We start from the raw sequence: 16,123 nt of genomic DNA, 5'->3' as shown, positions 1-16,123 counted from the left end.
GCCGAAGGCGCAGGGCGCGGGCGGGAGAGCTACCCGATCGGACCGCGCACACCACCGGTCTGGGCACGGTCCATCAGCAGGTGATCCAGCACCACGCAGGCGGCCATCGCCTCGCCCACGGGCACCGCGCGGATGCCGACACAGGGGTCGTGGCGGCCCTTGGTGATAACCTCGATGGGCTCACCGGACTTGGTGATCGACTTGCGCGGGGTCAGGATCGAGCTGGTCGGTTTCACCGCGAAGCGCACGACAATGTCCTGCCCGGTGGAGATCCCGCCCAGAATACCGCCCGCGTGGTTCGAGCTGTATTCGGGACCGTCTGGCCCCATGAAGATCTCGTCGGCATTGGATGTGCCCCGCAGCGCGGCGGCGGCCATGCCTTCGCCAATCTCGACACCCTTCACGGCGTTGATCGACATCATCGCGGCAGCCAGATCAGTGTCCAGCTTGGCATAGACCGGTGCGCCCAGGCCCGCAGGGGCGCCGCGCACCACGACCTCGACCGCGGCGCCGACCGAGTCATTGTCCTTGCGGATCTGTTGCAGATAGGCCTCCCACGCGGTGGCGGCCGTGGCGTCGGGCAGCCAGAACGGGTTTCCGTCGATCGCATCCCAGTCGAATTTCGACCGGTCCAGATGCAGATCACCCATCTGGGTCATGTAGCCCCTGACCTCGATCCCCGGCACCAGCACCTTCAGCACCTCGCGCGCCACCCCCCCGGCGGCCACGCGCGCGGCAGTTTCACGGGCGGACGAGCGCCCCCCTCCGCGCGGATCGCGAATGCCGTATTTCTGCCAGTAGGTGATGTCGGCGTGGCCGGGGCGGAAGGTCTTTTCGATCTCGCCATAATCCTTCGAGCGCTGATCGGTGTTCTCGATCATCAGCTGGATCGGCGTGCCGGTGGTCTTGCCCTCGTAGACCCCTGACAGGATGCGCACGGCATCCGGTTCGTTCCTTTGGGTCATGTTCTTGTTCTGACCCGGGCGGCGCCTGTCCAGCCAGAACTGGAGCATCCCGGGGTCCAGCGCCACGCCCGGCGGGCAGCCATCCACCGTCGCGCCAAGCGCCGGCCCGTGGCTTTCGCCCCAGGTGGTGACGCGGAAGAGGTGTCCAAAGCTGTTCATCGACATGGGCGTGCTCCTTGTGTCCCCGCGTGATAGCGGCTTGGCGCGCCGTTGAAAAGTCAGCTTGGGCGGCGGTGTTTCGGTTTCGGGCTGGGGCCGGCGTCGTAACGCGGGTTCGGGTTGCGCAGGACCGGGTTGCGGTTGGACACATCGGGACGTGTTTCGCGCCAGACGATGAAGATGCCCGACGCAATGATGATGCCCGCGCCCACCGCCACCCACATGTCGGGCCGTTCGGCAAAGAACAGCGCGCCGAAACCCGCGGCCCAGATAATCTGCGAATACTGCGTGGGGGCGACCACGGCGGCAGGGGCTGCGCGATAGGCCATGATAATGCCGCCCTGCGCGATGACCGACAGCAGCCCGACCGAGGCCACAAGTCCCAGATCCGTCAGTTCCATCGGATTGTAGACGAAGGGCAGCATGATCCCCATCGCCAGGATCGCTGCCAGCATCGGATAGAGGATCATCACCGCCGAACGCTCCTTGCCCCCGATCTTGCGCACGATGATGGAACCGAAACTCGACGCCACTGCGGCGGTCAGCGCGCTGAGATGACCAAAGCTGACCTGCGTCACCCCCGGCCGCAACACCACGATCACGCCGATCAGCCCGACAATCACCGCCCCCCAGCGTTGCAGGCGCACCTTCTCCCCCAGCAGCAGCGCCGATAGCGCGGTGATCAGCAGGGGCGTGGCGAAAAGAAGCGCATAGACCTCGGCCAGCGGCAGCACCGTGAAAGCATAAAAGGCCGAGGCCATCGCCAGCACCGTCATCGCCGCCCGACCCAGGATCAGCCAGGGATGGTGCGGGCGGAAATTATCCACCTGCCGGTCGGCCAGCATCACCACCGCCATTGGCACGAAGGCAAACAGCATTGCGAAGAAGATGATCTGGAACACCGAATAGGTCATGCCCAGAGCCTTGATGATGGCATCATGCGTGGCGAAAAGCGCGAAAGCACCAAAGGCGGCGCCCAGGCCCCTGAGGGGCGATTGGGAGGTCTCGGACATGGGTCTGTTCCGGGGTTTTGGCTGTGTTACCGCTCACATTGCGCCAAAAGGAACCGGCGTCAAGGGGCTTGCCTTTGTGGCCACAAAGGTTCACAGAAGACGGACCTCGGGGTGCCTGGTTTTTCCTGGCTGAGATGCAATATCGCGAACCCGTAGAACCTGAACCGGTTAAGACCGGCGGAGGGAAGGTGATCCTCACCCGAACACCGTCCGGCGAAATGGAGGATGACATGAAAACCTTTCCCGTTATCGCAGGCGCTTTGATGGCAACGGCCGCGCAGGCCGAAACCCTGACCGTCTACACTTATGACAGCTTTACCTCGGAATGGGGCCCGGGCCCGGCGGTCGAGGCCGCGTTCGAGGCCGAATGTGGCTGCGACCTGGAGTTTGTGGCCGTTGGCGACGGGGCCGAGCTTCTGTCGCGCCTGAAGCTCGAAGGCGCGCGTACCAAAGCTGACGTGGTGCTGGGCCTCGACACCAACCTGACGGCCGCGGCCGAGGCGACCGGGCTGTTCGCGCCTCATGGCGTGACCGGCGACTGGACCCTGCCGGTCGATTGGGCCGATGCGACTTTCGTGCCCTATGACTGGGGTTACTTCGCCTTTGTCTATGACAACACGAAAGTCTCTAACCCGCCCAAAAGCTTTGCCGAACTGGCCGACAGCGACCTGTCCATCGTGATCCAGGATCCGCGCAGCTCGACCCCCGGCCTGGGCCTGCTTCTGTGGGTGAAGTCGGTCTATGGTGACAAGGCAGGCGAGGCCTGGGCCTCGCTGAACGATCAGGTCGTGACCGTGACCAAGGGCTGGTCCGAGGCCTATGGCATGTTCCTGGAGGGTGAGGCCGACATGGTGCTCTCCTACACCACCTCGCCGGCCTATCACCTGATCGCCGAGGAGGACGCGTCGAAATCCGCCGCTGCCTTTAGTGAAGGCCATTACATGCAGATCGAAGTGGCGGGCAAGATTGCCTCCACGGACGTACCCGAGCTGGCCGACCAGTTCCTGGCCTTCGTGGGCTCGGACGCCTTCCAGTCAATCATCCCGACCACCAACTGGATGTATCCGGCGGTCACGCCGGCAGCGGGCCTGCCGGACGGGTTTTCGACCCTGATCCAGCCGGAAAAGGCTCTGATCGTCCCGGCGGCCAAGGCGGATGCCGTGCGCGACGCCGCGCTGACCGAATGGCTGGCAGCGTCGGCCAAATGACACGGACCACCACCCTTGGCGCCCTCGCGCTGGGGGTGGTGGTCTGCCTGACGCTGGGCACGCTCGTCGCGGTGGCCTGGCGCGCAGAAGGGGCGGGCGGATTTGGCCCTGCCGACTGGGCGGCGATCCGTTTCACCCTGTGGCAGGCGGCTTTGTCTGCCGCGCTCTCGGTCGCTCTGGCCGTGCCGGTCGCCCGCGCCCTTGCCCGGCGCAGATTTCCCGGACGCGGCATCCTGATCACCCTTCTGGGGGCCCCCTTCATCCTGCCGGTGATCGTTGCGGTTCTGGGCCTGCTCGCCGTGTTCGGGCGCGCGGGCATCCTGTCTCAGGCGCTGATCTGGGCCGGGTTGGAGCCCGTGTCCATCTATGGTTGGCATGGTGTCATCATCGCGCATGTCTTCTTCAACCTGCCGTTGGCGACGCGACTGATCCTTCAGGGCTGGCTGGCGATCCCGGCGGAACGGTTCCGCCTCGCCGCGTCGCTGGGTTTTGCCCCCTCGGACATATTTCGCGTGTTCGAACGTCCGATGCTGCGCGAGGTTGTGCCCGGAGCGCTTCTGGTGATCTTCCTGATCTGCCTGACCTCCTTCGCCGTGGCGCTGGCACTGGGCGGCGGTCCGCGTGCCACCACGGTGGAGCTTGCCATCTACCAGGCCTTCCGCTTCGATTTCGACCTGGGCAAGGCCGCCCTTCTGGCGCTGGTGCAGTTTGCCATGGGCGCGGGCGCGGCGCTGATCGCCTTTCGCGTGGCCATCCCCGGAGGCATGGGTGGCGGGCTGGACCGGGCTGTGACACGCTGGGACGGAGGCGGTTGGCTGGTGGTCCAGGACGTGCTGTGCATCGGGTTGGCGGCGCTGTTTCTGGTGCTGCCGCTGTCGATGATCGTTGCGCGAGGTGTACCGGAGCTGATGTCTCTGCCCGGCTCTGTGATCGAGGCCGCGGGCCTGTCCATCGTCGTTTCGCTCTCATCCGCGCTGCTGTGCCTGTCGCTTGCCCTCCCGATTGCGGCCCTCGCGGTGCGACGTGGATCGGCCTTGGTCGAAGGTGTGGGGTATCTGACCATCGCCGCCTCGCCGCTGGTCATCGGTACCGGGCTGTTCGTCGTGGTCTTTCCGATCATGGATCCCTTTGCCCTGGCTCTGCCGGTCACGGCTTTGGTGAACGCAGCCATGGCCCTGCCCTTTGCCCTGCGCGCCCTGACGCCCGCTTTGGCCGGAATAGAGACCAATTTCGGACCTTTGGCCGACCAGCTGGGTCTTGCCGGTTGGGCGCGGTTCAGGCGGCTCTGGCTGCCTCGCCTGCGCCGTCCGCTGGGCTTTTCGGGCGGGCTTGCAGCTGCGTTGAGCATGGGGGATCTGGGTGTCATCACCATGTTCGCCGACCCGCAGACCGCGACGCTGCCTTTGCAGATGTATCGCCTGATGGGCGCCTACCGCATGGATGATGCGGCGGCGGCCGGGCTCTTGCTGCTGTCGCTGTCGCTGGTGATATTCTGGATCTTCGACCGAGGAGGCCGCGTGGATGCTGACGCTTGAGGGGATGCGAGTCGAGATGGAGGGTTTCACGCTCGACGCCGAACTGAGCGTGCCCACCGGCGCGCGGGTGGCCGTTCTGGGCCCGTCCGGCGCGGGCAAGTCCACCCTGCTGGGCGCGATCGCCGGGTTCCAGCCGGTGGCGGCAGGGCGGGTGCTGTGGAAGGGTGCAGCGATGCCCGCCGCCCCCGCGAAACGGCCCGTCAGCATGGTGTTCCAGGACAACAACCTGTTCCCGCATCTCAGCGCCTTCGACAATGTCGCGATGGGCCTTTCGCCGTCCCTGCGCCTGTCCGAGGCAGAGCGTGTGCGGGTCGGGGGCGCATTGCAGCGGGTCGGATTGAACGGTTATGGGGATCGTAAGCCCGGGCGCCTGTCCGGCGGTCAGGTGGCCCGCGTGGCGCTTGCAAGGGTCCTGTTGCGCGACCGGCCGCTTCTGTTGCTGGACGAGCCCTTCGGCGCGCTGGGACCGGCCCTGAAGGCCGAGATGCTGTCCCTGGTGGCAGACCTTCTGGACGAGACCGGCGCGACGCTGATGATGGTCAGCCATGAACCGCAAGATGCCCGGCTGATCGCCGATCACGTGGTGCTGGTGGCCGAGGGCCGGGCCCATGCGCCGGTGTCGACTGGCGAGATTTTCGCCAACCCGCCCGAAGCCCTGCGTGACTACCTGGGGCAAGCCTGACCAGATCCGATTTCCGGAACCGAAAAGGGCGCCCCGCAGGGCGCCCTGATCGTGTCTCTATGTGAAGCGGATCACAGGTCCAGCTTCTTGCCCTTGTGCGGTGCCCAGAGCTTCTTGTTCGTCAGGTAGAGCAGAACGGTCAGCAGGGTCAGCAGCATGACGGCGACGAAGCCGGCTTGTTGGCGGGCCATCATCTTGGGCTCGGCGGTCCACATCAGGAAGGCAGCCACGTCGACCGCCTCGCTGTGGGCGTCGTTGGCGCTACCATCGTCGAATTCAACGTCTTCGCCGTAAAGCTGCGGCGGCATCGCCGTCCAGCCGCCCGGGAAGGCCTTGTTTGCGTAAAGCACCGAACCCGCGACTTCCATCTCTTCGCCGGTGAAGCCGGTCAGGAATGCGGTGATGTATTCGGTGCCACCAAGGCCCTTGACCAGCTGGTTGATGCCGGTGCCGGCCGGGCCCGAGAAGCCCGCGCGCGCCTTCGCCATGAGGCTCAGGTCGGGGGCATTCGGATCATTGCCTTCCGGGAAGGGGTCGGTCGGCTTGGCGGCACGGAAGTCACCGTCGCCGTCTTCCAGATCGGGATCCCAGACCTCGAAGTTCTCGGCCGCATAGGCGCGAACCTGGTCCATGGTGAAGCCGACACCGCCTTCATCCGCAAGGGAGCGCAGCGGCACGAACTTCAGGCCGTGGCAAGATGCGCAGACCTCGGTAAAGATCTTCAGGCCGCGCTGCAGCTGGTTCTGATCATAGGTGCCAAACGGACCCTCGAACGAAAAATCTTCGTCTTCGATCGGACCGCCAGTGACGGCGGCGATTGCGCCACCGGTGGTCAGAGCCAGGGCCAGGGCGGCGGTTGCTGTGAGTTTCTTGATCATTTCTCTCGATCCTCTCACTCGGCTGCGCCGGGATAGTGGGCGTTGAAGTCTTCCTCAATGGTCGCCGGCGGCGTCTCGGGCTTCTCGATGAGGCCCAGCAGCGGCAGGATGATCAGGAAGTAGGCGAACCAGTAGGTCGCACCGATCAGCGAAATCCAGTCATGCGGGAAGTTCGTGTCACGGGCACCGACCCACATCAGGACGAGGAAGTCGATCACCAGCAGACGGTACCACCAGCGGAACATCGGGCGATACTGGCCCGAACGGACCGACGAGGTGTCGAGCCAGGGGGCAACCGCCATCACCGCGATGGCGCCAAACATGGCCAGCACGCCGAAGAACTTCGCGTCGACGATGCCGCCGGTGATGAAGCTGACGAACTGCACGGCCCAGACGTCGGCGGTGAAGGCGCGCAGGATCGCGTAGAACGGCAGGAAGTACCATTCGGGCACGATGAACGCAGGCGTCATCAGCGGGTCTGCTTCGATATAGTTGTCCGGGTGTCCCAGGTAGTTCGGCATGAAACCGACGATCGCGAAGAAGATCAGCAGGATCAGCGACAGGGCGAACAGGTCCTTGATCACGAAGTAGGGCCAGAAGGGCAGGGTGTCCTTCTCGGCTTCTTCCTTCGAGCCGCGCCGCACTTCCACGCCGGTCGGGTTCGAGTTGCCCGTGGTGTGGAACGCCCAGATGTGCAGCGCCACCAGGGCGGCGATCACGAAGGGCAGCAGATAGTGCAGCGAGAAGAAGCGGTTCAGCGTGGGGTTGCCAACTGCCGGGCCGCCCAGAAGCCAGGTCTGGATCGGCTCACCGATGAACGGGATGGCGCCGAACAGGCCGGTGATGACGGTCGCGCCCCAGAAGGACATCTGACCCCAGGGCAGAACGTAGCCCATGAAGGCCGTGCCCATCATCATCAGGTAGATCAGCATGCCGATGATCCAGGTCACTTCGCGCGGCGCCTTGTAGGAGCCGTAGAACAGACCGCGGAACATGTGGATATAGACGGCAACGAAGAACAGCGAGGCGCCGTTCGCGTGCAGATACCGAAGCATGTAGCCGCCGTTCACGTTACGCATGATGTGCTCGACCGAGGCGAAGGCAAGGTCGACATTGGGGGTGTAGTGCATCACCAGGATGATGCCGGTGACGATTTGCAGCACCAGGCAGAAGGCCAGGACGATGCCCCAGATCCACCACCAGTTCAGGTTCTTGGGGGTGGGAATCATCAGTGTGTCATAGGCCAGGCCCACGACGGGCAGGCGCTGATGCAGCCATTTTTCGAAACCCGTCTTGGGCTCGTAATGATCGTGCGGAATTCCGGACATGTAAGTCTCCCTTAGCCCAGCTTGATCGTTGTTTCGTCGAGGAACTCGGCGACGGGGACGAGAAGGTTTTCGGGGGCCGGACCTTTGCGGATGCGGCCCGAAGTGTCGTAGTGCGACCCGTGGCAGGGGCAGTACCAGCCGCCGTATTCACCGGCGCCATCGCCCAGGGGCACACAGCCCAGGTGGGTGCAGACACCCATCATGACCAGCCATTCGCCGGCTTCGTCCATCGCACGGTTCTGGTCGTCGGCGGACAGCAAGTCCTCGCGGTTGTCGTTGCGGGCGAAAGCATCGATCAGGTCGGCGGCATTGTTTTCGGCGCGGGCCTGCTCGATCTCATCCGTGGTGCGGCGGCGGATGAACACCGGCTTGCCCCGCCATTTCACCGTGATCTGACTGCCCACTTCGACCCCCGAGATGTCCACCCGGATCGAGCTGAGCGCTTTCACGTCAGCGGAGGGGTTCATCTGGTTGACGAGCGGCCATACTGCGGCTCCGGCTGCCACGGCGGCGGTGCCCCCGGTGGCGTAATACAGGAAATCCCGACGGGTTCCCCCTTGGTCGTCAGCGTGTGACACGTTCGCATCTCCCTAGCTAGGTCGCATTTCGCGACCGACACGACGGAAGGCCGCGCTTGCGCGCAGCCCGTTGGGGCGCTGTTTAGCCAAGGAAAGGTGCTGCGTCCAGCGGTCAATAGGGCGCAGACGCCGAAAAGCAAGCCCGGCGTGGTCAGAAAATCACCATGTTCAATGCTGGTTAGCGCAAACGAGCCGAATCAGTCTTGACCTGCGTCAAGAAACCGCGACCGGGGGAGGTGGGTTGATCCGCGTCGTGGCTGGCATCAACCGGAGAACGCGCGTGGACTGTTTCGATATCGCGACGATGTTTCGTCAGGCGCTCGGGTTTCCGTTCGATCCGACCCTCCGGTGATCCTCGACCCGGCGCCGGATGATGCTGTCTTCACTCCCACCAGAATGCCGATCCCCGCCGCCATTTCACCCGGGGCGGCGAAACGGTGCCCCGGCGGATGGGTCATCCCACCGGCTTCGTCGCCTGCATGCTCTCGCGCTGGCAGAAGACCGCAAACCAGTCGTCCAGCGCGTCTCGGCCCTTGCGCCACTGGCGGTCTCCGTGGCGGAAGTCGAGGTAGCCCAGGGCGCAGGCCACGGCGATCTGGCCCATGTCGAGCGGGCCCGAAAGATGGCTCATCCAGCGTTCATTCAGCGCGTCCAGGGCGCCTTCGATCTTGGACCATTGCGCGTCCAGCCAGCCCCTGTCCTGCTTGTCATCCGGACGGCAGCGGCCTTCGTAGACCATCAACACGGCGGCATCCAGAAGCGCGTCGGCGGTTGCCTCCAGCGTCAGCACCTCCCAAATGCGCTCGGACGGGTACAAATGCCCCCCGGCCCGGGCGTCCAGGAACCGTGTCACCACGCGGCTGTCATAGAGTGTCGGGCCATCCGGGCGGATCAGGGCGGGAATCTTCGACAGGGGGTTGGCGGCGGTCACTTCGGCGGCCGGAGCCAGCGGAGTGGTCGAGACGTCGATCTGCTCCACTTCCCCGTCCTGGCCGGTTTCAAGCAGAAGCACCCGCACCTTGCGCACGAAGGGCGAGGCGGGCGAGGAAATCAGTTGCATGGGGTCAAACCTTTCGGAAACGAATGCGGGTAAGCGTGGTGGCGTCGATCTCGACCCCCGGACCGTCAGAGCCCAGGCGGATCACACGACGAAAACGATGTGTGGCATTGACCTGTTCGGCTTCCCGCCGGGCGGTCAGACCCTCGGGCACCTCGTCCATCGCGTCTTCGGCCCGCTGATCGCGGCGCCCCTTTTCGACGGTCCGGGCAATCGCATATCCGGCAAGCGCGACGGTTCCATATCGCAGGGCAAGGGCGGCGACGGGGGCTAGGGGCAGGGCCATGACATTCTCCTCCTGAGAGAAAATGTAGGAAGGAGAGGTGTGAAAGTCCACCTATTCGGGCGGCATGCGCATCAGCGCGCTCAGGCCATCGAGCTCCTGCCCGACCCCGCCGGGCAATGCCTCGGCGGCGCCCAGGCGGGCGATATCGGGCTTGTTCTGGTTCAGCTTCCAGGTGCCGTCCACCGCGCCGATCTCCAGCTTTACGGGCTGGATCATGCGCATCATGCGGTTCATGACCTCCGGGCTGACCTTGGCGCTGAGCCAGACCGGTTTCGGGGCCAGCCGGGCCTCGAATTCCGCCGACAGCAAGTCCAGCACCCCGCGCAGCCGGATGTCGGCCATGCGCGTGAGCGACCCGCGCAGATGCACCGCGACATAGTTCCAGGTCGGCACCTGGTCGGGCATGTCGTACCAGTCCGGCGAGACATAGCCATCCGGCCCCGACACGGCCAGAACAGCGGGCAGGTCCTGCTCCAGCGCCCGGGCAATGGGGTTCGAGCGCATCAGGTGCAGATAGGCCTCGGTCCCCTCGGCATTCACCACGAAGGGCACATGGGCCAGCAGGGGGCCGGAACCACCATTGACCGACAGCACGCCAAAGCCGCGCTCGCGCGCGAAGGCCAGGTTGCGGGTGGTGGGCGTGTCGCGAAAGACGGGGTTCGGGTGCATGGGACCTCCTCGGATCGGAGGCAGCCTGTCAGACGGTCAGCTGTCCGTCCAGTATCCCGGTGACGCGGGCGGTCACGATCTGGGCTTCGATCTGATCGCTGCCAAAGCGCACCTCGGCAAACTGTTCGGTGCGGCCCATGCGCGGGTTTTCCATCAGGATGCGATGGGTCCGGCCGATCTGGGCCGCCAGGTGCCGTTCCACCTGCCGGGCGCCCGCCTCGCGCAGGCGTGCGGCGCGGGCCTTGATCACATTCCCGTCCACCTTGTTCGGGATCTTCGCCGCCGGCGTGCCTTCGCGCGCCGAATAGGGAAAGACATGCAGCCAGGTCAGCTCGCAATCGGCCACCAGCTTGACCGAATTCTCGAAGGCCTCATCCGTCTCGGTCGGGAAACCTGCGATGATGTCTGCGCCAAAGGTGATCCCGGGCCGCAGTTTCTTCGCCGCTTCGGTAAAGGCGATGGCATCGTCGCGCAGGTGGCGGCGCTTCATGCGTTTCAGGATCAGGTCGTCGCCGTGCTGAAGCGACAGGTGCAGATGCGGCATCAGGCGCGGCTCGGTCGCGATGGCCAGCATCAGGTTTTCGTCCGCCTCGATCGAATCGATCGAGGAAATGCGCAGGCGCGGCACGTCGGTCAGTTTCAGGATCCGCATGACCAAGTCGCCCAGGCGCGGCTCGCCGGGCAGGTCCGCGCCCCAGGACGTCAGGTCGACCCCAGTCAGCACCACCTCGTTGAAGCCGCGGTCCACCAGGCGCTTGATCTGATCCACCACGACGCCTGCGGGCACGGAACGCGAATTGCCCCGGCCATAGGGGATGATGCAGAAGGTGCAGCGGTGGTCGCAGCCGTTCTGGACCTGCACGTAGGCGCGGCTTCGCGTGCCGAACCCGTCGATCAGATGGCTGGCGGTTTCCGTCACCGACATGATGTCGTTGACCTGTACCCGTTCGGTATCACCGATCAGGTCGGGGGCGAGGCCCGCCCAGGTTTCCGGCGCCATCTTTTCCGAATTGCCGATGACTGCGTCCACCTCCTCCATGCCTGCGAAAGTCTCGGGCTCGGTCTGAGCGGCGCAGCCGGTGACGATCACCTTGGCATCCGGGTTGTCGCGGCGCAGCTTGCGGATCTCCTGCCGCGCCTTGCGCACCGCCTCGGCGGTGACGGCGCAGGTGTTCACCACAACAGCACCTTCGACACCCGCCTCGGCGGCCAGGCGTTTCATCGCCTCGGTCTCATAGGCGTTCAGGCGACAACCGAGCGTCGCGAAGACGGGGGGCTTGGCGGTCATCAGAGCGCGTCCAGGAAGGCTGGGGTCAGTTCGGCCTCGAAGACGAAGGCTGTCGGGCCGGTCATCCACACACCGTCCTCGCGCCAGTCAAGCGACAGCCAGCCGCCGTCGACCTCCATGCGCACCTTGCGGTCGGTGAGGCCGCGCTGCGCGGCGGCCACGGCGGTGGCGCAGGCGCCCGAACCGCAGGCCAGCGTAATGCCGGTGCCACGTTCCCAGACCCGCATGCGAATTTCGTCCCGGCTGCGCACTTGGGCAAATTCCACATTGGTGGCTTCGGGGAAGAGCGGATCTTTCTCGAACCGCGCGCCGATCCCGGCCACGTCCACGCCCTCCGCATCCTCGACGAAAAAGACGCAATGGGGATTGCCCATGCCAACCGCCACCGGATCGCCCTCCAGTGGCAGGTGTTGCAGGTTCACCTCCCGCGCCAGGGGCACTTCGCGCCAGGTCAGCTGCGGCTGGCCCATGTTCACCGTGACCAGCGCGCCTTCGCTGCGTGCCTCCAGAACGCCTCGCGCGGTGCGAATGATCAAACGATCCGTCCGCGCGCGATCCATCATGTAGCGCGCCACGCAGCGGGTGGCATTGCCACAGGCCCCGGCGCGGCTGCCGTCCGAGTTCCAGAAATCAAGATCGATGTCCGCCACGTCCGATGTGCGGATTTCGGCCAACTGGTCGAATCCCACCCCCCGGTGCCGATCCCCCAGCGCAGCGGCCAACTCGCGAGTCACCACGGGTTCGCGCCCCCGTGAATCGATCATCACGAAGTCATTTCCCGCCCCATGCCATTTCATGAAACGCAGGGATTCTGTCTGTTGCGGCCTTGTCATGAAGGGCGATATACGCCCCCCCCAATTAATTTGCCAGAGATCGTGAAGATTCCTGCCAAAATGTGCTTGACCCGCCCCGCTCCGGGTTATACTCACCGGCTCCACAGAGTGGGCCGTTAGCTCAGTTGGTAGAGCAACTGACTTTTAATCAGTGGGTCGTAGGTTCGAATCCTACACGGCTCACCACTTTCATCCTGAATATCAAGATGTTGCGAGCCGCGTCGAAAGACGCGGCTTTCGTGTTTCTAGTCGCCGGAAGCAATACGGACGCACAGTGGTCAAGACTGAGTTGTGGTCTTCCTGGCACGTCCGATTCTTCCATGGCACTCTCGAAATCAAGGTACTCGACCCTACCAGCCGCTCACTTGGTCCTGGCCGCGCTGGTGCGCCGCCGGTTGATCATGCTTGTCAGGCCAGAGATCGTAAGCCTGCGTGTCTGGAAACCATGATCGTACCTCGCAAGGGACCACGCGGTCGTTTCTCACACAGTTTTGTTGAAAGCCCGTATCGAATTGCGCGACCAGAATCCCCATATTCAGGATGTCAGGATTGCAAACGACCAAAGACACTGTGTGATCAGAGGCCGGCCTTGATCGGCGTAAGACGTCAGGTGTTTCGACCCGGGGACCACAGGTGTTTCACAGGGAGGCAAGACGGGCTGGAATGGGGCGGTATAGGCAAGACCTTCTGGGGCAAGAAGTCGTTTTGGACTTGCCGCAGCCCTGTTTTGGTGGGGCGACTTCAGAGTTCAAGCGCATGGGAGACGATCTGGTAGGAGGCTAAACGATGGACGACATTTTTGAGGTTTTCACCAAGCAGCACCAGGAAGAAGACATCGAAATCTCTCTTGGTGAATACCTGACCAGGTGCAGGGACGACCAGTCCTTGTATGCGGGGGTTGCGGAACGCATGCTGAAAGCCATCGGGCCGGAAGAGCTGATCGAAACATCGAAAGACCCTCGGCTCGGGTCAATCTTCCAGAACAGAACACTCAAACTCTACCGTGCCTTCGATGACTTCTTCGGAATGGAAGAAACCATCGAACGCATTGTCGGCTATTTCCGCTATGCGGCGCAGGGTTTGGAAGAACGAAAACAGATTCTTTATCTCTTGGGTCCGGTAGGTGGCGGCAAGTCCTCTTTGGCGGAACGCCTGAAGCGCCTGCTGGAAGAGCAGCCGATCTTTGTCCTCAAGGCCGGTGATCGGATCAGCCCGATCTTTGAAAGTCCTCTCGTCCTGTTCGACCCGGTCCGGATGGGTGACATTCTGTATGATCAATATGGAATTGCGCGCCATCGCCTTCCCGGTCTGATGTCGCCATGGGCCGTCAAGCGGCTGGACGAGTTCGGGGGTGACATCAGCAAGTTCAACGTCGTCCGCCTTTATCCGTCGCGTTTGCGTCAGATCGCGATTGCCAAGGTCGAACCGGGTGATGAAAACAACCAGGACATCTCGACCCTGGTGGGCAAGGTCGATATCCGCCAGTTGGAACACTTCAGCCAGAGCGACCCCGACGCCTACAGTTTCTCGGGCGGAATGAACCGCACGACCCAGGGGCTGATGGAGTTCGTGGAGATGTTCAAGGCCCCGATAAAGATGCTGCACCCGATGCTTACTGCCACGCAGGAAGGCAACTACATGGGGACCGAAAGCTTCGGCGCGATCCCCTATCAGGGCATCATTCTGGCCCATTCCAACGAAAGCGAATGGCAGCAGTTCAAGAACAACAAGAACAACGAAGCCTTCATCGACCGGGTCAGCATCGTGAAGGTGCCCTATTGCCTGCGCGTTACCGAAGAAGCGCAGATCTACGCGAAACTGCTTGAAAACAGTGAACTCAAGGACGCCCCCTGTGCGCCCGAGACGCTGAAGATCCTCGCGCGGTTCAGCGTGCTGTCCCGACTGACGCCGCACGAGAACTCGAACCTCTATTCCAAGATGCGCGTCTACGACGGGGAAACCCTGAAGGAAACGGACCCCAAGGCAAAGACCGTTCAGGAATACCAGGATGTGGCCGGGGTCGACGAGGGGATGAGCGGCGTGTCCACCCGCTTTGCCTTCAAGGCGCTGAGCGCGGTGTTCAACTATGACACCGAAGAGGTGGCGGCGGACCCCGTGCATCTGATGTATCTGCTGGAGCAGTTGATCAAGCGCGAACAATTCCCGCCAGAGACCGAAGCGACCTACCTGGAGTTCATCAAGTCGGAACTGGCCCCCCGGTACGGAGAGTTTATCGGCAATGAAATCCAGCGTGCTTACCTGGAGAGCTATTCGGAATACGGTCAGAACGTCTTTGACCGGTATATCGCCTATGCCGATGCCTGGATCGAAGAGCAGGACTACAAGGACCCGGACACCGGTCAGCTTTATGACCGCGAGGTTCTGAACGCGGAACTGTCGAAGATCGAGAAACCTGCCGGAATTTCGAACCCCAAGGATTTCCGCAACGAGGTCGTGAAATTCGCCCTGCGTCATCGGGCCAACACCGGGAAGAACCCGGCGTGGAACTCTTATGAGAAACTGCGTGACGTGATAGAAAAGCACATGTTCAGCCAGGTCGAGGAACTTCTGCCGGTGATCAGTTTCGGCTCCAAGAAGGACAGCGAAACCGAAGGCAAACATGTGGAGTTCGTCGATCGGATGCGGGGCCATGGCTACACCGCGCGACAAACGCGCAGGCTGGTTGAATGGTACATGCGGGTGAACAAGGCCGGCTAGACGAGGGAGGGCCAGGGACAGATGCATCACTTCATCGACAGGCGCCCCAATCCGAAGGGCAAGAGCCTGGCCAACCGTCAGCGGTTTCTGCGCAGGGCGCGCCGCCACGTCAAGGAGATGGTCGACAAATCCGTACGTGACAGCACGATCAAGGAGAGCAGCTCAAGGGGACTGGTCAGCGGCGAGCAGGTGACGATTCCGGTCAAGGGCATCCGCGAACCCCGGCTGGTGCATGCCAGCAATTCCGGCCTGCGTCACCGTGTGTTCCCGGGCAATCGGGAGTTCGTGGTTGGCGACCGGTTCAAAAGACCCAAGGGCGGTGCCGGAAGTGGCGGACGGAAGGCGTCCGATGGCGGTGAGGGGGAGGACGAGTTCACCTTCGTACTGACCAAGGGCGAATACCTCGAAATCCTCTTCGAGGGGCTGGAACTGCCTGACCTGATCAAACGCAACATTCTGGAAACAGAATCCGTGAGCCGCCGCAGGGCCGGGCTTACGACGCAGGGGACGCCTGCCAACCTCAACCTGATCCGTACCATGCGCAATGCGCTTGGGCGCCGCCTGGCCCTGCGCCGCCCGTCGCTTTCGGACATCCAGAGGCTTGAGGCCGAGATAAGCGCGCTCGAGGATCAGACGCCGCTGAACCCAGAGCAACGCCAGCTTCTGGAGGCCCTGCGCGAACAGATGGAACGCCTCGTGCGGCGGCGCAAGATCGTGGGCTACATCGACCCGTTGGACCTGCGTTTCGATTCACATGTTCCCGAACGTGTCCGCAACTCCAAGGCCGTTGTGTTCTGCCTGATGGATGTCTCCGGCTCGATGGGAGAGCGGGAGAAGGACTTGGCAAAGCGCTTTTTCGTCCTGCTGCACCTGTTCCTGAAGCGTCGCTACGACAAGATCGACATCGTCTTCATCCGGCACACCCA

15 protein-coding genes, 1 tRNA gene and 1 riboswitch are annotated in these 16,123 nt (G+C 63.4%); of the genes, 6 read left to right on the top strand and 10 right to left on the bottom strand.

The genetic code is table 11. From position 1 onward, the window contains the following. Positions 1–29 precede the first annotated feature (29 nt). A complete protein-coding gene (gene aroC, locus Q1V43_RS07550) occupies positions 30–1,130 on the bottom strand; it encodes a chorismate synthase (protein WP_300516036.1) in 1,101 nt (366 codons plus the stop codon). A 53-nt stretch (positions 1,131–1,183) separates the two neighbouring features. After that, a complete protein-coding gene (locus Q1V43_RS07545) occupies positions 1,184–2,137 on the bottom strand; it encodes a DMT family transporter (RefSeq protein WP_300516033.1) in 954 nt (317 codons plus the stop codon). A gap of 97 nt (positions 2,138–2,234) precedes the next feature. Beyond that, positions 2,235–2,340: riboswitch (TPP riboswitch) on the top strand. Between the two features lie 27 nt (positions 2,341–2,367). On the opposite strand from Q1V43_RS07545, the gene thiB reads away from it, so the two are divergent. From thiB to Q1V43_RS07530, 3 genes are read left to right on the top strand one after another with little or no spacing between them, the layout of a single operon-like run. Continuing rightward, positions 2,368–3,345, top strand: coding sequence for a thiamine ABC transporter substrate binding subunit (gene thiB / locus Q1V43_RS07540; protein ID WP_300516031.1), 978 nt, complete (start codon positions 2,368–2,370; stop codon positions 3,343–3,345). Then, a complete protein-coding gene (locus Q1V43_RS07535) occupies positions 3,342–4,880 on the top strand; it encodes a thiamine/thiamine pyrophosphate ABC transporter permease ThiP (RefSeq protein WP_300516028.1) in 1,539 nt (512 codons plus the stop codon). The genes thiB and Q1V43_RS07535 overlap by 4 nt, the downstream gene beginning before the upstream one ends. Continuing rightward, the gene (locus Q1V43_RS07530; protein ID WP_300516025.1) at positions 4,867–5,562 is read left to right on the top strand and encodes an ATP-binding cassette domain-containing protein; all 696 of its coding nucleotides are present in this window, start codon (positions 4,867–4,869) and stop codon (positions 5,560–5,562) included. Before Q1V43_RS07535 ends, Q1V43_RS07530 begins: the two co-directional genes overlap by 14 nt. Positions 5,563–5,633: 71 nt before the next feature. Here Q1V43_RS07530 and Q1V43_RS07525 read toward each other — a convergent pair whose 3' ends face one another. From Q1V43_RS07525 to dapF, 8 genes are all read right to left on the bottom strand, one after another. Next, positions 5,634–6,440: a cytochrome c1 gene (locus Q1V43_RS07525; protein WP_300516022.1), complete on the bottom strand. Its 807-nt coding sequence runs from the start codon at positions 6,438–6,440 to the stop codon at positions 5,634–5,636. A gap of 14 nt (positions 6,441–6,454) precedes the next feature. Beyond that, complete coding sequence (gene petB / locus Q1V43_RS07520) at positions 6,455–7,768, bottom strand: cytochrome b (protein WP_300516019.1); 1,314 nt, start codon at positions 7,766–7,768, stop codon at positions 6,455–6,457. 11 nt (positions 7,769–7,779) lie between these two features. Next, the gene (gene petA / locus Q1V43_RS07515) at positions 7,780–8,346 is read right to left on the bottom strand and encodes a ubiquinol-cytochrome c reductase iron-sulfur subunit (protein ID WP_300516017.1); all 567 of its coding nucleotides are present in this window, start codon (positions 8,344–8,346) and stop codon (positions 7,780–7,782) included. Positions 8,347–8,800: 454 nt separating this feature from the next. Then, the gene (locus Q1V43_RS07510; protein ID WP_300516015.1) at positions 8,801–9,406 is read right to left on the bottom strand and encodes a glutathione S-transferase; all 606 of its coding nucleotides are present in this window, start codon (positions 9,404–9,406) and stop codon (positions 8,801–8,803) included. Positions 9,407–9,410: 4 nt separating this feature from the next. Next, on the bottom strand, positions 9,411–9,689 hold the full coding sequence (locus tag Q1V43_RS07505; protein WP_300516014.1) for a hypothetical protein: 279 nt from the start codon (positions 9,687–9,689) through the stop codon (positions 9,411–9,413). A gap of 51 nt (positions 9,690–9,740) precedes the next feature. After that, positions 9,741–10,358, bottom strand: coding sequence for an FMN-binding negative transcriptional regulator (locus tag Q1V43_RS07500; RefSeq protein WP_300516012.1), 618 nt, complete (start codon positions 10,356–10,358; stop codon positions 9,741–9,743). Positions 10,359–10,386: 28 nt separating this feature from the next. Continuing rightward, positions 10,387–11,646: a tRNA (N(6)-L-threonylcarbamoyladenosine(37)-C(2))-methylthiotransferase MtaB gene (gene mtaB, locus Q1V43_RS07495; RefSeq protein ID WP_300516010.1), complete on the bottom strand. Its 1,260-nt coding sequence runs from the start codon at positions 11,644–11,646 to the stop codon at positions 10,387–10,389. Next, entirely contained in the window at positions 11,646–12,443 is a 798-nt protein-coding gene (gene dapF / locus Q1V43_RS07490; RefSeq protein ID WP_300516008.1) for a diaminopimelate epimerase, read from the bottom strand. The genes mtaB and dapF overlap by 1 nt, the downstream gene beginning before the upstream one ends. A gap of 146 nt (positions 12,444–12,589) precedes the next feature. On the opposite strand from dapF, the gene Q1V43_RS07485 reads away from it, so the two are divergent. The 3 genes from Q1V43_RS07485 to Q1V43_RS07475 all read left to right on the top strand — a co-directional run. Continuing rightward, positions 12,590–12,665, top strand: a tRNA-Lys gene (locus Q1V43_RS07485). Between the two features lie 600 nt (positions 12,666–13,265). Next, complete coding sequence (locus tag Q1V43_RS07480) at positions 13,266–15,197, top strand: PrkA family serine protein kinase (protein WP_300516006.1); 1,932 nt, start codon at positions 13,266–13,268, stop codon at positions 15,195–15,197. A 21-nt stretch (positions 15,198–15,218) separates the two neighbouring features. Continuing rightward, positions 15,219–16,123: DUF444 family protein (locus Q1V43_RS07475; protein ID WP_300516004.1), on the top strand; the 905-nt coding region annotated here is incomplete at its 3' end.

The organism is Aliiroseovarius sp. (assembly GCF_030148435.1).
Taxonomy (GTDB): domain Bacteria; phylum Pseudomonadota; class Alphaproteobacteria; order Rhodobacterales; family Rhodobacteraceae; genus JASBTN01.
Note: the sequence above shows the minus strand (reverse complement) of the source record. Positions and strands in the feature narration are given on the sequence as shown.